Annotated in this window: 19 protein-coding genes and 2 pseudogenes; 9 read left to right on the top strand and 12 right to left on the bottom strand. The window is 67.5% G+C overall.

What is annotated here, in order from left to right:
• Window position 1: 1 nt before the first annotated feature.
• Window positions 2-1,221 (top strand): annotated as a pseudogene (locus tag A9X05_RS05795) (CaiB/BaiF CoA transferase family protein).
• Between the two features lie 105 nt (window positions 1,222-1,326).
• On the opposite strand, the gene A9X05_RS05790 reads toward A9X05_RS05795, so the two are convergent.
• From A9X05_RS05790 to A9X05_RS05765, 6 genes are read right to left on the bottom strand one after another with little or no spacing between them, the layout of a single operon-like run.
• Window positions 1,327-2,520: an acyl-CoA dehydrogenase family protein gene (locus A9X05_RS05790; protein WP_067779851.1), complete on the bottom strand. Its 1,194-nt coding sequence runs from the start codon at window positions 2,518-2,520 to the stop codon at window positions 1,327-1,329.
• A gap of 14 nt (window positions 2,521-2,534) precedes the next feature.
• Entirely contained in the window at window positions 2,535-3,593 is a 1,059-nt protein-coding gene (locus tag A9X05_RS05785; RefSeq protein WP_067757751.1) for an acyl-CoA dehydrogenase family protein, read from the bottom strand.
• A 2-nt stretch (window positions 3,594-3,595) separates the two neighbouring features.
• Window positions 3,596-4,426, bottom strand: a complete 831-nt coding sequence (locus A9X05_RS05780) for an amidohydrolase family protein (protein ID WP_067757754.1) — start codon at window positions 4,424-4,426, stop codon at window positions 3,596-3,598.
• The gene (locus A9X05_RS05775; protein WP_067757757.1) at window positions 4,407-6,074 is read right to left on the bottom strand and encodes an acyl-CoA synthetase; all 1,668 of its coding nucleotides are present in this window, start codon (window positions 6,072-6,074) and stop codon (window positions 4,407-4,409) included. Before A9X05_RS05775 ends, A9X05_RS05780 begins: the two co-directional genes overlap by 20 nt.
• A gap of 12 nt (window positions 6,075-6,086) precedes the next feature.
• Entirely contained in the window at window positions 6,087-7,289 is a 1,203-nt protein-coding gene (locus A9X05_RS05770) for an amidohydrolase family protein (protein ID WP_067757869.1), read from the bottom strand.
• 30 nt (window positions 7,290-7,319) lie between these two features.
• Window positions 7,320-8,162, bottom strand: a complete 843-nt coding sequence (locus tag A9X05_RS05765) for an enoyl-CoA hydratase (RefSeq protein WP_067757760.1) — start codon at window positions 8,160-8,162, stop codon at window positions 7,320-7,322.
• A gap of 284 nt (window positions 8,163-8,446) precedes the next feature.
• Here A9X05_RS05765 and A9X05_RS05760 point away from each other — a divergent pair, with 284 nt between their 5' ends.
• Window positions 8,447-8,686, top strand: a complete 240-nt coding sequence (locus A9X05_RS05760) for a CsbD family protein (protein WP_067281020.1) — start codon at window positions 8,447-8,449, stop codon at window positions 8,684-8,686.
• Between the two features lie 89 nt (window positions 8,687-8,775).
• Here the strand turns inward: A9X05_RS05760 and A9X05_RS05755 are convergent, their stop codons facing one another.
• Entirely contained in the window at window positions 8,776-9,783 is a 1,008-nt protein-coding gene (locus tag A9X05_RS05755; RefSeq protein WP_067757769.1) for a dihydrodipicolinate synthase family protein, read from the bottom strand.
• A 29-nt stretch (window positions 9,784-9,812) separates the two neighbouring features.
• Window positions 9,813-9,956: pseudogene (locus A9X05_RS29435) on the bottom strand (short-chain dehydrogenase); the annotation flags it as partial.
• A 221-nt stretch (window positions 9,957-10,177) separates the two neighbouring features.
• On the opposite strand from A9X05_RS29435, the gene A9X05_RS05750 reads away from it, so the two are divergent.
• Complete coding sequence (locus A9X05_RS05750; RefSeq protein ID WP_067757772.1) at window positions 10,178-10,987, top strand: TetR/AcrR family transcriptional regulator; 810 nt, start codon at window positions 10,178-10,180, stop codon at window positions 10,985-10,987.
• 20 nt (window positions 10,988-11,007) lie between these two features.
• On the opposite strand, the gene A9X05_RS05745 is transcribed toward A9X05_RS05750, so the two are convergent.
• On the bottom strand, window positions 11,008-11,907 hold the full coding sequence (locus A9X05_RS05745) for an enoyl-CoA hydratase/isomerase family protein (RefSeq protein ID WP_067757775.1): 900 nt from the start codon (window positions 11,905-11,907) through the stop codon (window positions 11,008-11,010).
• On the bottom strand, window positions 11,904-12,611 hold the full coding sequence (locus tag A9X05_RS05740; protein WP_067757778.1) for a hypothetical protein: 708 nt from the start codon (window positions 12,609-12,611) through the stop codon (window positions 11,904-11,906). Before A9X05_RS05740 ends, A9X05_RS05745 begins: the two co-directional genes overlap by 4 nt.
• A gap of 133 nt (window positions 12,612-12,744) precedes the next feature.
• Here A9X05_RS05740 and A9X05_RS05735 point away from each other — a divergent pair, with 133 nt between their 5' ends.
• Genes A9X05_RS05735 through A9X05_RS05710 form a run of 6 tightly spaced genes read left to right on the top strand, consistent with a single transcriptional unit; the run spans window position 12,745 to window position 19,803 of the window.
• The gene (locus A9X05_RS05735; protein WP_067757781.1) at window positions 12,745-13,557 is read left to right on the top strand and encodes an enoyl-CoA hydratase/isomerase family protein; all 813 of its coding nucleotides are present in this window, start codon (window positions 12,745-12,747) and stop codon (window positions 13,555-13,557) included.
• Between the two features lie 9 nt (window positions 13,558-13,566).
• Entirely contained in the window at window positions 13,567-14,379 is an 813-nt protein-coding gene (locus A9X05_RS05730; protein ID WP_067757784.1) for an enoyl-CoA hydratase/isomerase family protein, read from the top strand.
• Window positions 14,376-15,167 (top strand): enoyl-CoA hydratase/isomerase family protein, encoded by a 792-nt coding sequence (locus A9X05_RS05725; RefSeq protein WP_067757872.1) that lies wholly within the window; start codon window positions 14,376-14,378, stop codon window positions 15,165-15,167. Before A9X05_RS05730 ends, A9X05_RS05725 begins: the two co-directional genes overlap by 4 nt.
• Window positions 15,167-16,657, top strand: coding sequence for a class I adenylate-forming enzyme family protein (locus A9X05_RS05720; protein WP_067757787.1), 1,491 nt, complete (start codon window positions 15,167-15,169; stop codon window positions 16,655-16,657). Before A9X05_RS05725 ends, A9X05_RS05720 begins: the two co-directional genes overlap by 1 nt.
• Window positions 16,647-18,251: a class I adenylate-forming enzyme family protein gene (locus tag A9X05_RS05715; protein ID WP_067757875.1), complete on the top strand. Its 1,605-nt coding sequence runs from the start codon at window positions 16,647-16,649 to the stop codon at window positions 18,249-18,251. Before A9X05_RS05720 ends, A9X05_RS05715 begins: the two co-directional genes overlap by 11 nt.
• A complete protein-coding gene (locus A9X05_RS05710; RefSeq protein WP_067757789.1) occupies window positions 18,244-19,803 on the top strand; it encodes a class I adenylate-forming enzyme family protein in 1,560 nt (519 codons plus the stop codon). Before A9X05_RS05715 ends, A9X05_RS05710 begins: the two co-directional genes overlap by 8 nt.
• Here the strand turns inward: A9X05_RS05710 and A9X05_RS05705 are convergent.
• Both A9X05_RS05705 and A9X05_RS05700 read right to left on the bottom strand, forming a co-directional pair.
• Window positions 19,768-20,076, bottom strand: a complete 309-nt coding sequence (locus A9X05_RS05705; RefSeq protein WP_067757792.1) for a hypothetical protein — start codon at window positions 20,074-20,076, stop codon at window positions 19,768-19,770. The two genes, A9X05_RS05710 and A9X05_RS05705, sit on opposite strands and share 36 nt — an antisense overlap.
• A complete protein-coding gene (locus tag A9X05_RS05700; protein WP_067757879.1) occupies window positions 20,077-20,733 on the bottom strand; it encodes a DJ-1/PfpI family protein in 657 nt (218 codons plus the stop codon). It lies immediately after the preceding gene.
• Window positions 20,734-20,747: the final 14 nt, after the last annotated feature.

The raw sequence follows: 20,747 nt of genomic DNA, 5'->3' as shown, positions 1-20,747 counted from the left end.
TATGTCGGGCTTCCGGGTCCTGGAACTCGCGCAATTCACGTTCGTGCCGGCGGCGGGGGCGATCCTCGCGGACTGGGGCGCGGACGTCATCAAGGTCGAACACCCGCTGCGCGGCGACACCCAACGCGGCTTCATCAACATGGGCGGCATCCAACTCGATCCGGAGCGGCATCCGCTGATGGAACACCCCAACCGGGGCAAGCGCAGCGTCGGGATCGACGTCTCGACGCCGGGCGGCCAGGAGGTGATCTACGAGCTGGCCAAGACCGCTGACGTGTTCCTCACCAACTACATGCCGGCGCAGCGGCAGAAGCACAAGTTCGACGTGGAGCACATTCGCGCGGTGAACCCGAACATCATATACGCGCGAGGTTCGGCGTACGGCGACAAGGGCGCCGAGCGTGACGTGGGTGGCTACGACGGGACGGCGTTCTGGACGCGCAGCGGCATCGGGTACGCGCTGACCCCCGAGGAGCTGGGCGGCGCACTGGGGCAGGGTATTCCAGCGTTCGGTGACTCCATCGGCGGCATGTTCATCGCCGGTGGCATCTCCGCGGCGCTGCTGCATCGCGAGCGCACCGGCGAAGCCGTCGAGCTCGACGTGTCATTGCTGAGCACCGCCTGGTGGGCGGCGGGAGCGAGCGTGACGCAGGGCATGGAGACCGGACAGGTGATGCGCACCCCGATGCCGGGCGCCGCGGGCGCGATGTCGGTGAACCCCTTCATGGGCAACTACGCAACCTCCGACGGCGGCACTATCAACCTGTGCATCATCAGCCCGACCGGCTTGATCCGCGACACGTTCGAGCATCTCGGCATCCCCGAGGCGGCCGACGACCCCCGCTTCTCCGACGTGCTGCCCCTGATCCAGAACGCCAGCGCGGCCGCCGAGCTGATCGCAAAGGCCTTCGCCGGCAAGCCCTTCGACTATTGGCGGCAACACCTGAAGACGATGAAGGGCCAGTGGGCGCCGTTCCAGAGCCTGCTCGACCTGGTCGAAGAGACGAGCAGGCCCTGGCCAACGACATGGTCAGCGAGGTCGAGCTCGCCAGCGGCGGAAAGCCTTTCCGCGTCGTGCGCGGTCCGGTGCAGTTCAACCACGAGCCGCTGGTGACCACGCGCGCGCCACAGGCGTCCGAGCACACCGAGCTGGTGTTGATGGAGCTCGGCATGGATTGGGACCGCATCGAGGAACTGAAGGACTCGGGTGCTATCGCATGAAGAACGCCGGCGACGGCCGCGGTGACGACCTGAAACTTCGCCGAACGTGCACTCAGGGCGAAGAATTGGCCGATTTCTCGCCCTGAGTGCACGTTCGGCGCGCTATCAACCGACCTTCTTGGCCGGCGGCCCGTACGCCGGCTTACCCAGACCCAACATGTACTGCGCGATCATGTTGCGGAACACCTCCAGCGTGCCGCCGTAGATGCCGACCAGCGGGGCGAATCGGTAGGCGTATTCGGCGCTGCCGTCGTCGGCGGCCCCTTCCGTCCCGAAGGGCAGCGCCGAGGACGCGCCGAGGAGGTCCATGAGTTCCGGGGAGATGTCGCGCATGGTTTGCGCGATGGCGACCCGGCCGAAGATGCTCGGGGTGGCCAGCGCCGTCTCCAGTCGGGCGACGCACCGGCCCAGGCGGTACGCGACCGACTTGTCGTCGACGAGCCGGCGCCCGTCGTCGTCGGGCCGCGTGACGCTCGCCGCCGCCTTGTCCACCGCCTGAGACAGAAATCCGGCCTGGTGCATCATGATTGACGTGTCCTGCAGCCCGTCGGGGGCGGCGGCGACTGCGCCGTGCTCGACGTTGAGCGGTTCTCGCAGCACCGTCCAGCCGCCGTTCACCTCACCCAGCCGGTACTTGTCGTCCACGCGGACATCGCTGTAGTAAACGATGTTGGTCCGGTCGCCGTCCACGGTGCGGATGCCCTGGATGTCGATGCCCGGCGACTCCAGCGGCACCAGGAACATGGTCAGGCTCTTGTGCTTCGGCGCCTCCGGGGCGGTGTTGGTGATCAGGAAGACGTACTGGCAGTTATGGGCCCCGGTCGTGAACATCTTGGAGCCGTTGATGATCCACCCGTCGCCGTCGCGGACCGCGCGGGTCTTGCAGGTCGCGATGTCGGAGCCGCCCTCGGGCTCGGTGTAGCCGAGGCACAGCCTCACCTCGCCGCTGAAGACCTTCGGTAACACCTCGTCGCGCAGCTGCGCCGACCCGAACTTGTCCACCGAACGAGCCACCATCGCGGTGGTCCCCCAGGTCACCCAGGGAACGTGTGCGCGCCGCTTCTCCAACTCCCAGATACGGCGCCGCACCCGGCTGAAACCGCCGTCGGATTCCGGTTTCCACTCCGCCGCCAAATAGCCTGCGGCGCCGAACTTCAGGTGCAGGCCCTCGTCGAAATTGTCGCCCGTTTCCCGGTCCCGGCGCCTGATCTCTTCGGTCATGTGCGTGGCCAGAAAGTTCCGCGCTTCGTCGCGGAACGCCTCGTCCTCGTCGGACAGTTCGACGCGCGAGAAATCCACAGTGTCGCTCCTTCCTATGCCGGCTGCGCCGCGCCCTCGCGGGCGGCCACGATCTGCGCCACCCGTTGTGCCGTCGCGCCCGGATCGCCGCCGGCCAGCGGCCAGCCCCGGGCCCGCACCAGATACGCCGTCGCCGCGGCTTCGGCGGAAACGCCCAGCCCGCCTTGAATGTGGACCGCCATCGTCGCCGCCCTGGCGGCCTCCTCTGCCATGAATACGAATGCGGAAGGCGCCAATTCGGGCCGTTCGTCGGGTTCGTTGTCCAGGAACCAGGCGGCGCGTCGGGCCAGATTCCGGCCGCCTTGCACGGTGATGGCCATGTTCGCGAGCGGGTGCGAAATCCCCTGCAGCGTGGAGATGGGCACCCCCAACGTGTACCGGGTCTTGGCGAATTCGGCCGCGATGGTCATGGTCTCCTCCACCAGCCCGACGAGCGCCGCCGCGGTCAGCAGCCGCCACTCGTCCAGGGCCAGCCGGTAAGCGGCTAGTGCCTCGGGCCCCTCGGCGACGACCTCACGGGCGTCCGCCGCAGCTGGGTCCACCCAGGCCATCGGCAGCCGGCCGATGTTGTCTACCTTCGCCGGACGGGTGCCAAAGGTCAGGCGCACGACTTGGTCGCCGTCGCGGACGACGATGTGATCGGCGATCGACCCCGAGGGGATCAACCGCGGACCGCGCCCATCGTCGATCCGCGGGTCCAGGGCGGCCAGCTGTTCGCCCTCGGCTATCCCGGCGGCGCCCTCCCCCAGCGCGCCGAGGCGCCCCAGCAGCCGCGCGGTGCAGACGTGGTCGATCCACGGAACCGGCGCGAGGGACCGGCCGATCTCCTCGGCCACCAGGGTGAGATCGACCAGGGTGGCGCCGTCACCGCCACACGACTCCGACAGCGCCATCGTGGTGGCGCCCATCCCGCACAACCTCTCCCAGAGACTCTTGTCGAAACCGGATTGCTCTGCGGCACGCACCGTTTCGATCGGACAGTGGGTCTTGAAGAACTGCTTGTAGGCCGCCTGCAGGGCGACGTGATCGTCGGACAAGCTGTAATCCAGCCTGCGTAGTTCGAAGCGGTCCATCGTTACTCGTCCTTCCCGAAGAAGAAGTCTCGCGCGTTGTTGTAAAGGTAGTTGTCCAGTACCTCGGCGGGAAGATCCAGCGCGCGGGCTTCGGGGATAACCCGGCGCATGGGCAACACCGGCCAGTCGGACGCGTAGATCACCTTGTTGGGGCCACGAGTGCGCATGTAGTGCAGCAGGCTCTCCGGCAGCCGTTTGGGCGACCACGCCGACGTCATCAGGCGCAGGTTGGCGTACTTGAGCAGCAATCGGATGGCGACGTCCCACCACGGGTCGGCACCGTGAATCATGCACAGCCGCAGCTCGGGAAAGCGCACGCACACCCGGTCCAGGTGCATCGGGTGCTGGACCTCGCCGGGTATGGGCGGTCCCGGAATTCCGGTGTTCACACACAGCGGAAGGTCCAGTTCCGCGCACTTTGCGTAGAGCGGGTAGTACACGGCGTCGCTGGGCGGGTACTGGCCGTCACCCCAAAAGCTTGGCCCCACTACGGCATACGCGACGGGGAGGTCCGCCGCGACCGCGGTCAGCTCGCGCAGCGACCGCACGGGGCGCAGCAGGTTGACACCGCCCATGGCCAGCGCGAAGCGCTCGGGCCTGGCCTCGACGAACTTGCGCGCGGTCGTGGACGGGTTGGCGAGCGAGTCCATCAGGATCGCCTGCTGTACGCCCTGTTCGTCCATCTCGGCGAGCAGCTCGGAGAGGTCGACCGGGGCGAACATCGACTCGGGACCCTTGAAGTAGTCGTCCCTGACCTTGAGCATCCAAGTCGGCTGAGATTCGGCTTCCCCGAAGTGGACGTTCACCAGGCAATCAATCGCTTTGGTGTTCATGACTTCCTTCGGGATCGGATGGGACGAGCGCGATCACCGGATCTCGTTGACTGGCTCGCTCTTTGGCCCATCGATAGTTGGGCTTGCCGTTGCCGAGGCGTTCGATCCGTTCGACGAAGATGAAGGCCTTGGGCGCCTTGAAGTGCGCCAGCTGCGTCGTGCACGCGCCGTGCAGGGCGTCCCGGCTCAGGTGGGCATCGGGGTGGGTCGCGACGAGCGCGACGACCTCCTCCCCCCACCGCTCGCTTGGCCGGCCCACCACCAGGGCGTCGAGGATGCCGGGAAGCGCGCGCAGCACCTCCTCGACCTCTTCGACGAAAACCTTTTCACCCCCGGTGTTCACGACCAGCGAATCGCGACCGAACAGGCGGATGGTGCCGTCGGCTTCCAAAGATGCGCGGTCGCCCGGTACCACCACCCGCCGGCCATCGATCTCCGGGAAGGTCCGCTGCGTGGCTTCGGGGTCGCCGAAGTAACCGAGCGGGATGCGGCCGGTCCTGGCGGCCCAGCCGACCTCCTGCTCACCCGGCCGCAGGAACCGGCTGCGGTCGGCCGACACGACGGTAGCGCCCTCCCTGGGCTGGAACGTCTCGCTGGCGTTCCCTTCGCGGCTGTGACCGAACGCCATGTTCCCGCTCTCCGAAGACCCGTAGCCCTCGATGATCGTGATGTGTGGCAGGCATTCCATCAGCGCGCGTTTGTGTTTCGCGTTGGTGGCGGCCCCTCCGGTGCCGATCGCCTGCAACGAGGACAGGTCGTAGGCACGCGTGCGCAGCTCCTCGATCAGCGGCCCGGCGTACGCATCGCCCACCATGGTCATCATGCCCACCTTCTCCCGCTCGGCGGTTTCCCACACCGACCGCACGTCGAGCTTGTTGCGGTCGTCGTAGAGCACCACCGGCAAGCCCGCACAGAGCGCGGCGAAGGCGGTCCACATGCCGGCCGCGTGCATCAGCGGAGAAACGGCGAACCACGGCTGCCCGCCCCCGGCGACCTTGTCGTAAATCTCGGTGACGCTGGCATGGTCGGCGCCCACCATCGACGACACGTACATGTCGCTCTGGCGCCACAGCACACCCTTCGGGCGTCCGGTCGTTCCGCCGGTGCACATCATGATGAGGTCATCCGGGGATCCCGCATCTTCGCGGTCGGGACTGGCGGCGGCCAGGACGTCGTCGAGTGAGATCGCCTTCGGCAGTTGGGGAACGGCGCTGCCATCGTCGATGGATATCAGCAACTCCGTGCCGATCGGGGGCAGCACGTCGGCGAACCGCGCGCCGAGCGAGCGATGGTAGATGATGCCCCGTGGGCGCACGTAGTCGAGCAGCTCGCGAATCTCCCGGGGCGAGTAGTGGTGATTCACGTTGACCGGGACGGTGCGCGCCTTGAGGCATCCGATCACCATGTCGGGGTAAAGGTCGTTGTACATGATGAGCGCGATCCGGTCCTGACCGCATTCCCAGCGCTGCAGCTCATCACGCGGGGCGTATACACCGAACCCTTTGTCCTCGAGGTAGTTCGCCAATCGATTGGTGCGGCGCGCCGATTCGGCGAACGTGCTCTTGCGTTCTCCGCATACGGTCATCAGGCGGTCGGGCACGACGTCGGCGATGGCGTCCAGAACGGCGCCCACGGTCCATTCGCTCATAGCGGGAAGCGGCTAGACGGCCGAGGCGACCGGGACGCCGAGCAGGTCAAGGGCGTTGTCGCGCATCACTTTACGGATTTCGGCAGGGCTGAAGTCGGTGAGCTCCTCGGTGAACGAAACCGGCGTCTCGAGGCCCTCGCCGTGCGGCCAGTCGGAACCGAACAAGATCTTGTCGATGCCGATCACCTTGGCCAGTTCGCGCAGGTCGTCCTCGTAGTAGGGGGCGATCCATACGTTGTTGCGCAACTGCTCGACCGGGTCCTCGGGAAAGTCACGGGGCTGAGTGTTGGCCGCCTTCTTCAACCGCTTGATCAGCCGGTGGACGAAGTAGGATCCGTTCTCGATGCTGACCGCCTTGAGTTTCGGATGGCGGGTGAACACGCCGTGCACGATCATCGAGGCCATCGTGTCGTGGATGGCGCGGTCGTCGAGGAGCACGTTGTCCAGTGGATCCTTCGCGCCGAAACCCTCGAACGTCGCTTTGCCGCCCCACGCCGCCGCGATGTGCAGATAGCCGCTGTCGCTGAGATGGAATCCGACCGGGACTCCCGCCTCGGCCAGCCGGGCCCACACCGGGTCATGGCTGGGATGCCCCAACGACCGCGGCTTGACCAAGCCGGGCACCGGCGCCGGCCGCACCAGCACCAGCTTGGCGCCGCGCCCCAACACGAATTCCACCTCTTCCAGCGCCTTCGCCGGATCGGCCAGCGAGATGATCGGCGCGGCGATGATGCGATGATCGGGTCGGTCGAAGCCCCAGTCCTCGTCGAGCCACAGGTTGAACGCGTGCACCGACGCCATCGTCGCCTCGATGTCGCCCTTGAGCGCCTCCTCGACCCCGCACGCGAAAGTCGGCAGCATGAACACGGTTTCGATGTCCTGAGTGTCCATCACCGCGACCCGGGCGTCACGATTCTGGTACTCCGGGTGGTCGGCGAGCCGCTCGACCTTCATCAGGGATGCCGGGTCCACGCCTTCGGGAATCTCCCCGCGGAACAACAGATCCAGACAACCCGGCACGATGATCGGGTCGAACGTGGGGTTCGGCACGAAGTGGTTGACTCGACCGCCGATAACGGCCAGAGTGCGCTTGCCCTGAGTGACCATCTGGACGCCGCGGCTCTTGAACGCCCTGTCGAGGTGGCGGGTGAAAGCGTCCAGAGGCTCGTAGTAGTGGTTGTCGACGTCGATCGCCTGGTAACCCAAACTGGCCATGATCTTCCTTTCCGGCATCCCCGGCGAACGCTAGGCGTCGGTCGAGTTGAGCGAGGGAAACTGCGGGGGCCGCTTCTCGAGGAAGCTGGTGATGCCTTCGATGACGTCCGGCCGCGGCATCGCCTCGTGCAGCAACACCTCGGCGCGCGAGGTGGCATCGACCACGTCGCGAGTGGCGTCGCCGTACACCTGTCGCTTGATCACTTCCATGGAAGCGGGCGAGCAGTTGCGGGCGATGTCCTCCGCATAGTCCAGCGCACGCTTCATCAGATCTTCGGGCGCGACGACTTCCTTGACCAGGCCGAGCTCGGCCGCCTCTTCGGCGAGGAAGGTGCGGCCACTCAGCAGCAGATCCAGCGCGGCGCCCCACGTGGTGAGACGCGGGAGGATCCAGGAAATGCCGAACTCGGCGATCAGTCCGCGGCGGGCGAAGACCGCGGCGAACTTGGCGCCGGCGGATGCGAACCGGACGTCGCACATGAGCGCCTGGGTCAGGCCGATGCCGACGCAGGCGCCGTTGATGGCCGCGATCACGGGCTTGCGCAGCGTGGTCACAAAATGCGGTGGCCGTTCGCCCACGAGGTCGGCGAGGTTGGTCTGGCTCGCCTTCTCCATCGTGTCGCCGTAGCTCGGTGCGGAACTCGGCGTGCCCAGATATGCGCCGGCGCAGAAACCCTTGCCCCGCCCGGTCAGCACGATCACCCGGACGGCCGGGTCCTGTTCGGCCCGGTCGATCGCGGCGTAGAACCCAGCGGCGATGTCCGGGCCCCATGCGTTGAGGCGGTCCGGGCGGTTGAACGTCAAAATCGCGACGCCGCTTGCGGTCGCCTCGTAGAGCACCGCGTCCTCGGAAGCGTCGTCGCTGCCGGACATCTACCCCCGTACCTCCTCACGGTCGCCCACGAATTCCGCGGCATTTGTACGCATACTGTATACCTATCGGTACTGTTTTCCACAACCGCCGCCCAGCCCCCCGAACCCCGGCCGAACAGCGCGTTTCGGCTTGCTGAGCCGAGCGGTCGACCGCGGTATACGGACCGGCGGACCGGTGCCTGTATCCGCCCATTGTGGCGAGCACCACGTCCCCACCACGTTTTCTTCGACCGCCGATGTGGGAAAGCGACTAAGGACACCCACTAGCAGGGAGGGGAAACGCCATGGTGGACATCAAGAGCGGTCCGATCGAGGCCATCCAGGGCATCGTCGAGGCTGTCTTCGGAAAGGCCAAGGAGATCGTCGGCACGATCATCGGCCGCAACGACCTGGTCAACGAGGGTCAGGCTCAGCAGGACAAGGCCGACGCGCAGCGCAGTGCGGCGAAGAAGGAAGCCGCGGCCGAGAAGGCGCGCGGTAAGGCCAAGGCCGCGGAGGCACGCGAGAAGGCCGAACAGCAGTAAGAACAAGGGGTTGACAAGGGTCCGGTCACCGGTGGTGACCGGGCCCTTGCTCGTCAGTCGACTTGTGGCGCAACCCTTTTGCCGAGTCACTACGTTCCGATGAGCCCGAGGCGGCGATAAGCCTCCTCGATCTGCGACTTGGCCTCGGGCGGCAACTCCGCTTGCGGCGGGCGCGAATGCGGGTAGGCGCCGATCGGCAGGCCCAGTAGCGAAGCGGCGTATTTGAATGCGCCGCCCCAGTGGGTGAAGTAGTCGGGCCGTCCGGGGTAACAGGTCCACCAGGATCCGACGTCGAGGTCGAACTGGTCCAGGCCCGACTCGCGGCCGAAGTCCATCGCCTCCAGCAGCTTGTCGCTTTGCACCAAATCCCAGTACTGAGAGAACAATCGCCGCTGCGGCGTGTCGAACAGATAGCCGGTGGTGCCCAGTTGCGCGGGGCAGACGGTCCCGTCACGCAGCCATCCCGCGCGATACACCGTCTTGTCGCACTCCCACAGCACCAGGCCGGGCGCCAACTCGTGCAGTAGGCGGCTGTTCGCCGGCCTGAAGGCACCCTCCTTGGTGGCGCACACCGCAGGCACCTCGTCGTAGATCCGCGCGCTTTCGGCCGCGGTCAGGACGTAGCCGGACGACGGCGAGTTGAACATGCCCAGTGCGATGTCGGTGCGCGAGGCGATGTATTCGAAGAATCGCAACACGCCCTCGCCGCCATGCACCTCCATCATCGGCGTTTGGATGTAGACGATGTCGGCGCCGACCTCCTGGGCGTGCAGCGTCAGGTTCAGACAGTCCTTCGCCGAGAGGGCCGCCGTGCACGCCTGCACGACGACGTCGGGGTTGGCGGCGCGTCCCTCCTCGATTGCGACCTCCAGCAAGCGCTTTCGCTCATCGAGGGTCAACGACCAGAATTCGGAGAGCCCGCTGGTGCACCACAACATCGGGTGTCCGAGGTCGCCGACGCAGTAGCGGACCAGCGTCCGGTACGCCTCCCAGTCGATGTCGTCGCCGTCCGGGCCGCAGAACGGGGTGTAGAGGGAGTCGCCGATTCCCCGCAATGCCCCGCGCGCCCAGGCGCGCGCCTCACGTGCCGTCGCCACAGTCGACCCCTATCTCCTCAGCCGATCGCGACCGCCGCGTCGAACGCCTCCCGGCTGCGGCCCACCAACGCCACCCGGCCGCCCTCGTCGGCGAGACAGCGCGCCGCCGCCAAACCCATCCCGCGGCTATCACCGACGACCACCGTGGCGGCATTCGCCAGGCCTAGATCCATGGCAATTCCCGTGGCTCATCTGGTGACTCGTTCAATGGCTTGTGCCCGGTCACCTTCGCCCGTCCAGCCTTCGTTACCAAAAAGCCTACGATAGGTATTACAGTAGCAGATGGAAAAGCGCACGGAAGCCCGGTTGACGGCCATCGTCGAGCGGCGACACGCCTACGTATGCGCAGGTGAGTTGGCACGGCTCTCCGACCGCATGCACAGGATACATCGTGATGGAGGTGCCCGTAGTGGCAAAGCAGGCTATCGCCGACAAGCGTCAACGACGCGAACGCGGATCCATCAATCCCGATGACATCATCAGTGGCGCATTCGAACTCGCGGAGCAAGTGTCCATCGACAACTTGAGCATGCCGCTGCTGGGCAAACACCTCGGCGTCGGCGTTACGAGCATCTACTGGTACTTCCGCAAGAAGGACGACCTGCTCAACGCGATGACCGATCGCGCGCTGAGCAAGTACGTGTTCGCCACCCCCTACGTCGAGGCCAGCGACTGGCGCGAGACGTTGCGCAACCATGCGCGCCTGATGCGGAAAACGTTCATGGGCAACCCAATTCTGTGCGACCTGATCCTGATTCGGGCCGCGCTCAGCCCGAAGGCGGCGCGATTGGGCGCCGAGGAGATGGAGAAGGCGATCGCCAACCTGGTCGAGGCCGGCCTGTCGCCGGAGGATGCCTTCGACACCTACTCGGCGGTCTCGGTGCACGTCCGTGGATCGGTGGTGCTGCAGCGGCTGTACGAAAAGAACCAATCCTCCGGCGAGGGCGCGCGCGCGATCGAGGACGCCGTCGCCATCGACCCCGAGAAGACCCCGCTGCTGGCTCAGGTCAGCCGGATCGGTCACCGGATCGGCGCCCCCGACGAGACCAATTTCGAGTACGGCCTCGGCTGCATCCTCGATCACGCCGGCCGGTTGATCGAGGAGGGCAAGGGGGCGAAAGGCGGCAAGGCGGCGCCGTCACGGGCGCGCAAGGCGGCCAAGGCGCCCGGGTCGCGGGCGCGCCCCAAGGCCCCGGCGCGCTAGCCCGACACCGAATCGGCTTATCACACCTCGGGTTCCGGCACGTCGAAGTATTCGTCACGGAGCCGGAACGCTTCCTTGGTCCCGTGCTGGGCGCGGGTCTTGACGAAGTTGAACTCGCCCGGCCCGAATTGCAGGTTGGTGCCGAAGGCGTGAAAGAGATAGCTGGCCACTTCCTCGCCCTGGTATGCCTGACTCTGTTCGACGAGACGGAACGCCTCCTTGGCGATGACGACCCCGTCGGCGGGCATCTTCGCCGCCTTCTCGGCCCAGTACCGCGCCCGGGCGGGCACCGCGGCGGGATCGCATGTGTCGGTGAAGATTCCGAGATGCTCGAGCTCACTCGCCTCGATGACGTCGCCGGTGAGCAGCAGGCGCCGGGCCAGCACCGGTCCGAGCCGGTGGAAGAACATGTGCAGGCTCCCGAGCGCGGGGCCGAGGAAGCGGGTCGCCGGCATGCCGATCTTCGTGTCGCGCGCTATCACGGAGATGTCGGTCATCAGCGCCATCTCGAAACCGCCGCCCAGCGCATACCCGGCGATCTCGCCCACCGTGACCTTCGGGAAACCCATGAAGTTGTGGTAGAAGCCAAAAGACTTGCGGTCCACGGTGAGTCGCCGACGCTGGCTGGGGCGGCGCTTGGCTGACGCGTCATCGCCGTCCGGTTGGCTCGGCTTGCCGTACCAGCCGTACGCGTTGTTCATGTCGGCCCCGGCGGAGAAGACGCCCCCGGCCCCGCGCAGTAGCACCACCGTCAGGTCGTCGTCTTCGGCCACCCGGTCCAGGCATCGGGCGACCGCCTCGCGCATCGCGGCGTCATAGGAATTGCGTTGGGCCGGATTGTTCAGCGTGATCGTCGCGATGCGGCGGTCGCGGTCGACCTCGAACAGTACGCGATCGTCCGGGGCGCTGGGGGCGGTCATCTATCGGACTCCTTTCGCCGCCTGCCGAATTGAAACCCGGCGAGCTTTTCCGGCGGTGAGGCCAACGTGTTCACCTCGCCGCTGCAGAGCACTTCGCCGTCGAGCAGCAACCGCGCCGTCGACGCGATCCCGCGTTCGATCTGCGAGCGAGCGATGTCGAACCGTAGCTCGGTCGATATGGGGGTCGGCCGGCGAAACGTCACCGTCAGCGACCGCGTCTTACCGGACAGACCCGTGACGCAATTGTGGTGCTGAATGACGCAGTCGAAGAAAACGCCGAGAAAGCCTCCGTGCACCAATCCCGGCGGGCCCTCGTACACCAGGGGAAAGTTGACCCGCCCGGTCGCCTTGTCGGCATCGAGGTCGTCGAACCGGTACTCCGGAAAGCACGGGTTGTAGGCGCCGATGTCGGTGGCGTGGTTGAGATAGACGCGCCGGGGATCGTCGGCGACGTCCCCCATCCTTGGCGCGTTGTCCCGCGGCGCCACCGCGGACAGCTCGCGCTCCCACTCCGCGAACTTCGCCAGCATGGTGTCGACCGCGGGATGGGGATGCTCGAGTGAGACCAGCAGTGAGCTCAGGCGCCGCATGGCGCCGGCGGCGGCCACGGTCTGCGGCAGCGGCGCTTCGCCGAACCTGGCATCGCCGGTCCGCGCCGACTCGGGTGCGACCCGCCGCTGGGCTCCGCCCTCCTGCAAGGCCATGCTTCATCTCTTTTCGGTCGGGTTTCCGGCCCGGCTATTTCCGGCGGCAGCGTACCCTGCTAACTTATACAGCGTATCAATCGTATTGCCTACTGTATGGGTAACCGTATCGGCAGAAAGGCCGGATTCGACGGTGAGTCATGGGGCCGACGCGGCCGGCGCCGACGGTTCGGTGACAGTGCACCGAGACGGCGCCGTGCTGCGGCTAACGCTTGATCGTCCGTCCCGACGTAACTCGTTGAATGAAGCCATGATTGGCTCTTTGGTGGAGGCGCTGACGGCTGCCGCCACCGACGATTCGCTCAGGGCGATCCACATCCGTGGCGGTGACGACTTCTGCGCCGGCGTCGACTGGGTCGCCACCAACGACCGGCCGCGGCCCCGCACGGGCGATCTGGTGCGGCGGATACCCCAGGGCGCCCACCGCGTGATCGAGCTCGTCGCGAGCATCCAGCTGCCGGTGCTGTGCAGCGTGCGAGGCTGGGCCGCGGGATTCGGCTGCAACCTCGCGCTGGCCGCCGACTTCGCCGTTGCCGCCACCGACGCGGTGTTCTGGCAGCCCTTCGCCGACCGTGGCTTCAGCCCGGATTCGGGTGCCACCTGGCTGCTGCCCCGCCTGGTCGGCCTCACGCGGGCGAAGCGAATGCTGTTGCTGGGCGAGCAGGTCGGCGCCGTCGACGCGGCCGACTGGGGACTGATTCACCAGGCGGTGAGCCCCGGCGGGCTGGACGACGCCGCCGGCGAGCTGCTCGAGCGGCTGGCCTCCGGGCCGACGGTGGCAATGGGACTGGCCAAGCAGGCGCTGAGCTTCGGCCAGCATGCGACGCTCAGCCAATCGATGACCCAGGAATTGTTCAACCTCGAACTATCTTGCCGGACAGTCGATTTCAGGGAAGGCCTGGAAGCCTTTCGGCAGCGGCGCGCACCGAGATTCCAGGGCAGATGAGGGAGCAGGATGCCTACTGACTCGTTCGACACCATCACATACGACGTCGACGGGCACACCGCCACCATCACGCTGAACCGTCCGGATGCCCTCAACGCCCTGAGCCCGCACATGATCACCGAACTGCGAGCCGCCTACGACGAGGCCGAGAACGACGACAAGGTATGGCTGACCATCGTGACCGGCACGGGCCGCGCGTTCTGCACGGGCGCTGACGTCACGGCCATTCCCGAAGACGGCAAGGTGATCTACGAGCGCCCGTACCTGTCCACCTACGACCAATGGGAGGCGCCGCAGGAAGGCACCCCACCGTTTCGCACGGCGGCCAAGCCGGTGATCACCGCGGTCAACGGGTTGTGCTGCGGCGCCGGCATGGACTGGGTCACCACGTCGGACATCGTGATCGCGTCGGAACAGGCCACATTCTTCGATCCGCACGTCAGCATCGGGCTGGTCGCCGGACGCGAGATGGTGCGGGTGGCGCGCGTGCTGCCCCGCTCGATCGCCCTGCGCATGGCGCTGATGGGCAAGCACGAGCGGATGAGCGCACAACGCGCCTACGAGCTCGGGTTGATCAGCGAGATCGTCGGGCACGACCGGCTTCTCGAGCGGGCCCGAGAGATCGCCGACGTCGTCAACTCCAATGCGCCGCTGGCGGTTCGGGGTACCCGGCTGGCCATCGTCAAGGGCCTCAATGTTCCGCTGCACGAGGCGGAGATCATGGCCGAAACGTTCCGCGAGCGCGTGTTGCGCACCGAGGACGCGGCCGAAGGGCCCAGAGCCTTCGTGGAGAAGCGCAAGCCGGATTGGCAGTGCCGATGACGTTCGAGACCATCCTCCTCGAGGTCGACGAGATCGACCGGGTAGCGACGATCACGCTGAACCGGCCGGGGCAGCTGAACGCGTTCAACCGCACCATGTGTGCGGAGATGGCCCACGCCTGGCGCACGGTCAAACTCGACGACTCGGTGAACGCCGTGGTCCTCAGGGCAGCCGGTGACCGTGCGTTCAGCGCCGGGCTGGATATCAAGACTCCCTACGGCCAGCCCGAAAACATATGGAATCACGAGGATCCCGGCGAATCGCTCAGCCCGAAGTGGCAGAAGATGTGGAAGCCCGTCGTGTGCGCGGTTCAGGGCATGTGCACCGCGGGCGCGTTCTACTTCATCAACGAATCGGACGTGGTCATCTGCGCGGAGGATGCCACGTTCTTCGACTCGCATGTATCGGCCGGCCTGGTCTGCGCCCTGGAGCCAATCGGCTTGATGAGGCGCATCGGCTTGGGCGAGACGCTGCGCATCGCGCTGATGGGCAACGACGAGCGGGTCGGCGCCGACACCGCGCTGCGGATCGGATTGGTCTCGGAAGTGGTCCCCGCCGACCGGCTCTGGGACCGCGCCCACGAGATCGCCGCGACCATCGCCGCGAACCCTCCGACCGCGACTCAGGGCACGGTGAAGGCGATTTGGGAATCGCTCGACAAGCCGTATCGGGCGGCCCTGGAGCAGGGGCTGATCTACACCCGGCTGGGCAATCCGCTCGGCACCGCCGAACTCGCCGCCCAGAAGGCCGGCGGCGAAGCTGCCACGCGCACACCGAAGACCCGCTGATGCCCGCGCACGCACTCAGTCAACGCATCGCGGATGTCCTCGGCCTGCGGCCCGACGCGCACGCCATCGAGTATGACGCCCAATGGATCTCCTGGGCCGCCGTCGGCGCCAGGGCACAGCGCATCGCCTGCCTGGTCGCCGATCGCGGACCCGGCGTCGGGATGCTGCTGCGCAACCGGCCCGGTCACGTGGCGGCCTTTCTCGGGGCGCTGCTGGGCGGCGGGACGGTCGTCGTCGTCAACCCGGCTCGCGGCGACGAGCGCACCAAGGCCGACCTCGCCGGGCTGCGACTGCCGCTGATCATCGGGGAAGACGACGACCTGACGACACTGCTGCCCCCGGCGACCGACGCCACGACGGTGGCGATTGCGGGCCTATTGGACGACCCCCCGACCGGCCGCCCGACGATTCATCCGGCGCCCGAGGCCCACCCGCGGACCGGGGTGGCGGTACGGATGTTGACCAGCGGTACGACGGGCCCGCCCAAGAGGATCGACCTCGGCTACGACGTGCTGGCGCGCAGCGTGATGGGCGCCGAACCCGAGCGCGCCCCGGCGCCCACCGGGCTCCGCCGCGGGGTCGCGATCGTCAACTCGCCGCTGGTGCACATCGGCGGGGTGTTCCGGGTGCTGCAATGCATCGCCGACGCACGACCATTCGCGCTCCTCGAACGTTTCGAGCTGAACGCGTGGGCCGACGCGGTGCGAAGACACCGACCGCGCACGGTATCGCTGGTTCCCGCGGCGCTGCGCACGGTGTTGCACTCGGATGTGCCGCGCGCCGATCTGGAGAGCATCCGCGCCGTCACCTGCGGCACGGCCCCCCTGACGGCCGAGGATGCCGACGCCTTCACCGCCAAATACGGCATTCCCGTGCTCACCTCTTACGCGGCAACGGAATTCGGTGGCGGTGTCGCGGGCTGGACGTTGCCGGATTACCAACGGTATTGGGCCGCCAAACGGGGCAGCGTCGGCCGCGCCAACCCGGGTGCGCAGCTGCGGGTGGTCGCGGACGATGGCAGGCCGCTGGGGGCCGACCAGGTCGGTCTGCTCGAGGTCAAGCCAGGCCAGCTGGGGCCGTCGGCCCAGTGGATGCGGACCACGGACATGGCGCGCATCGACGCGGACGGGTTCGTCTGGATTGTCGGGCGTGCCGACCAGGCGATCATCCGCGGGGGATTCAAGGTGATGCCCGACGACGTCCGCACCGCCCTGGAGAGCCACCCCGCAGTGGCGGGTGCGGCGGTGGTCGGCCGGTCCGACGAACGCCTCGGGGCGACGCCGGTCGCGGTGGTGGAGCTGCGCAGGCCCGCCTCCGTCGACGCCGACGCGCTCGTGGAGTACCTCGGAACACGGCTGGCGCGCTACGAGATTCCCACCGAGATAGCGATCGTCGACACCATCCCGCGGACGCCGTCGGGCAAAGCTGACCTGGGTGCGGTCCGGCGTTTCTTCGGTGCCGCCGCCGCACACGGTGACCATGCCCGGTGACGGCCCGACGGTCGCCGAGGTCCTGACACAACGGGCCCGTGCGCGCGCAGAACATCCCCTACTGATCTGCGACGGCGACCGCATCAGCTATGGCCAAGCCGAGGCGCGTTCGGCGAACCTCGCTCGCGGGCTGATCGCGGCCGGCGCGGGCAAGGGCACCCATGTCGGCCTGCTCTACCCCAACGGCGTGGAGTTCGTCATCGCGATGCTGGCGGCGGCGCGCATCGGCGCCGTGGTGATTCCCTTCTCCACCTTCGTCACCGCCCGTGAGATGCACCAACAACTGCTCGACAGCGACGTCGAAATACTCCTGAGCGCCGCAACTTTCCGCGGCCACGACTACGTGCAACGGCTCGGGCAGGTGCTGGCGGACCCCGATCTCGAATCCGACTGCCGGCTCATGGTCCCGGCCGCCCCGCAACTGCGGCAGGTCGGCATCAGCCACCACCGCGGTGCGGGGCGGCGAGTCCGCGACATCGACCGGTTCTACCGGCTGGCCGATACCGTGGCCCCCGAGCTGCTGGCGGCGACGCAAGCCGATGTGCGGGGCTGCGATCCCCTGGCCATCGTGTACACGTCGGGCTCCAGCAGCGCCCCCAAGGGTGTCGTGCACACGCACGGCGCGCTGCTGGCACACCAGCGCAACCTCAACGACATTCGCGGTCTGACGGCCGACGACAGGCTGTTCTGCAATTCGCCGTTCTTCTGGATCGGCGGTCTCGCCTTCGGACTGCTTGCCACCCTGGTCGCCGGCTCGACGCTGGTGTGCTCCAACGCGGAGGATCCCGGTAAGACGCTGGACCTACTGGAAGCCGAAAAACCCACCTTGACAAACGGTTTCATCGCTGGGATCGCGCACCTGGCGAACCATCCGAGCTTCCCGCGCCGGGATCTGTCATCGATGCGGCGAGGCAACCTGTACCCCATCATGGCGCCCGAGGTTCGACCGGCCGACCCGGAGCTGCGGCACAATATGCTGGGCATGACCGAAGCCGGCAGCGTCGTGCTGATCAGTGACGACGAGACCGATCAACCCGAGACCAGGCGCGGATCGTTCGGCAAGCCGGCGCCCGGCTTCGACACCAAGATCGTCGACACCGAAACCGGATCAGCGGTCGGTGCCGGCGAGGTCGGGGAACTCTGCATCCGAGGACCGTACGTGATGCAGCACTACTACCGGCGAAGCCGAGAGGACTGCTTCGACGCCGACGGTTGGTTCCGCACCGGGGATTTGGTCCGAACCGACGCCGATGGCTTCTTCTACTACGTCGGCCGGCTCAGCACGATGATCAAGACGGCGGGCGCCAATGTCTCGGCCGACGAGGTGGAAAGGGCAATCGCCAAGGTCACCGGCGGGCTGACCGCCCATGTCGTGGGCGTCCCGGATGCGCAGCGCGGACAACTGGTGGGGGCGGTCGTGGTCGTGCCCGACGGCGTCGCCTTCGACGCGGCGGCGCTGCGCGACCGGCTGAAGGCGGAGTTGTCGGCATACAAGATCCCCCGCCGGTTCCTGGCCGTGTCACGCGACCAGGTGCCGCTGCTCTCCAGTGGCAAAGTCGACCGGCGGCACCTGAAAAAGCTGCTCGATGCCTGACGAGGCAACCATCGACGAGTTGGTGCGTTCGCGCGCCGCGCTTTACGGCGACAAGCCCATGGTGATCGATCCGACGTCGCGAACTAGCTACCGTCAACTTGACTCGGCGACAAGGGATCTCGCCGCGGTGTTCGTCGATGCCGGCGTTACCAAGGGCACCCGGGTCGGGCTGCTCATGCCCAACGGCGCCCGCTGGGTGGAGGTTGCCCTCGCACTGACCCGTATCGGCGCCGTGCTGGTTCCGCTGAGTACCCTGCTGGCCGCGGGCGAACTAGCCACCCAACTGCGGGCCGCCGCGGTGCAATTCCTGATCGGCGTCGAGCAGTTCCGTGGGCGCCGCTACCTCGACGACCTGCCCCGGCGGACCGAGCTTCCCGCTCTGCGCCACGTCTGGACGGCCGACGGGCTCGCCGAGGTCACCGCCGGCGACCGGGCCCGCCGACTCGTCGACGCCATGACGCTGACGGTCACGGCGGCCGACCTTTTGGCCATTATGTTCACCTCCGGCAGCAGCGGGGCGCCCAAGGGCGTCATGCATTCTCACGGCAGCGCGCTGGGCGCCGTACGGGCGGGTCTGGCCGCGCGGCGCATCACCGCAGACACCCGGCTGTATCTACCGATGCCGTTCTTCTGGGTAGGCGGCTTCGGCAGCGGAATCCTGTCGACGCTGCTGTCCGGCGCCACCCTGGTCACCGAGGAGATACCGCGGCCGGAGACCACATTGCGGCTGCTGGAGGCCGAGCGCGTGACGCTGTTCCGCGGCTGGCCCGACCAGGCCGAGACGCTCGCGCGGCACGCGGCCAACCTCGACGCCGACCTGTCGGCCCTGCGGCCGGGCAGCCTGCAGGCGCTGCTCCCGCCCGAACAGCGGGCGCAGCCCGGCGCACGGGCCGTCTTGTTCGGCATGACCGAGGCGTTCGGCCCGTACTGCGGCTATGCCGCCGACACCGACATGCCCACGCCGGCCTGGGGCAGTTGCGGAAAGCCGTTCGCGGGCATGGAGGTTCGCATCGTCGGCGCCGACAGCGGAGAGCCCGTAGCCGCGGGCACGGTGGGCGTGATCCAGATTCGGGGACCGCACACACTGCGGGGCATCTGCGGTCGCAGCCGAGAGGACGTGTTCACCGTCGACGGCTTCTATCCCACCGGCGACCTGGGCCGCCTGGACGACGAGGGATTTCTGTTCTACCACGGGCGCTCCGACGACATGTTCAAGGTCAGCGGCGCCACCGTCTACCCGAGCGAGGTGGAACGGGCGCTGCGCAGCATCGAGGGTGTCCACAGCGCCTTTGTCACCAGCGTGCCCGGAACGGCGGGCCAGCGGGTGGGCGCGGCCGTGGTGTGCGACGGGGCCGTGTCCGCCGATCACCTGAGTCGCTGTGCGCGAAAGCTGCTGAGCGCGTTCAAGGTCCCGACGGCGTGGCTGTTGTTGGAATCTGACGGCGACGTCCCGCGCGGGGGCACCGGCAAGGTCGACACCGGTCGGCTGCGAGCGATGCTGATCGAGGCGTCCGGATCAGCGGCGGATACCGGAGACCGCCGACCGCGGTAACCGGCCCGCGCGGGAATGCCCGGCCATCCGATCCCCGTCGACCACGACCTCGAAGGCCAGGTTGAGCCGCATCGGTTTGGTGACCGATTGCCGCCAGGTCAATCGCGTGCCCTCGGCGGCCGCGCCACTCGTCAAGTCCTGCAAGGGAACCGTCTCGCCCTTGTACGTCGCCGTACCCGTCAGTCCGCCCGGCGACTCGGCGAATGCATACCGCACCGCGAGAGTCCCGATCGGGGTCTTGATCGTTACGTCCCAGTCGCCGTCCATGCCCATCTATGCCTCCGCCGGTTCTCGTCCCGTCGGGCGCCACACCGTGCCCCGACGCTCGTACTCGAAAAGCTCCTCGACGGCGTGCGCGACCCGCGGGCCGTACCACCGGTCCAGCAGGTGTAAGGCCAGATCCAGCCCCGAGGTGACACCGCCCGCGGTGATCAGGTCGCCGTCGTCGACCACGCGAGCAGCCACCGCATGCACACCCGCGGCTTCGAGCAGCCCCAGGCCCAGCTGATGAGTCACCGCATGGCGCCCCTCGATCAGGCCGGACATCGCCATCACGACGGATCCGCCACAGACACCGGCCACCGTCACCTGCGGGTTGTCAAACGCCTTCCGCAACAACGGTGTCAGCTCGGTCTGCGCGGCTCGGGCCAGCAGCACCGGGATGGTCTCGACCCCGTCGTCCGGATCACCGGCGATGGGGCCGCTGGCGCCGGGCACGATCACGCAGCCGCTTTCCGACGGATCGAGCGCGGCGGTGGCCGCCAGCGCCAAACCGCGAGTGCCGCCGATGACGCTGCGCGGCCCCTCCGCCGACACCAGCGTCACCGTCAAGTCACCTCCCACACGGTCGCTGCCCGCCGACAGGACTTCGAAGGGCCCGATGACGTCAAGCGGGTCGAACCCGTCGTACAAGACGATCTGTGCGTGCATCCCGTCATGGTCAT

Origin of the sequence: Mycobacterium sp. E3298 (genome assembly GCF_001666895.1) — a bacterium.
GTDB lineage: Bacteria > Actinomycetota > Actinomycetes > Mycobacteriales > Mycobacteriaceae > Mycobacterium.
The sequence above is the reverse complement of the archived record's forward strand: the minus strand, read 5'-3'. Positions and strand labels throughout refer to the sequence as shown.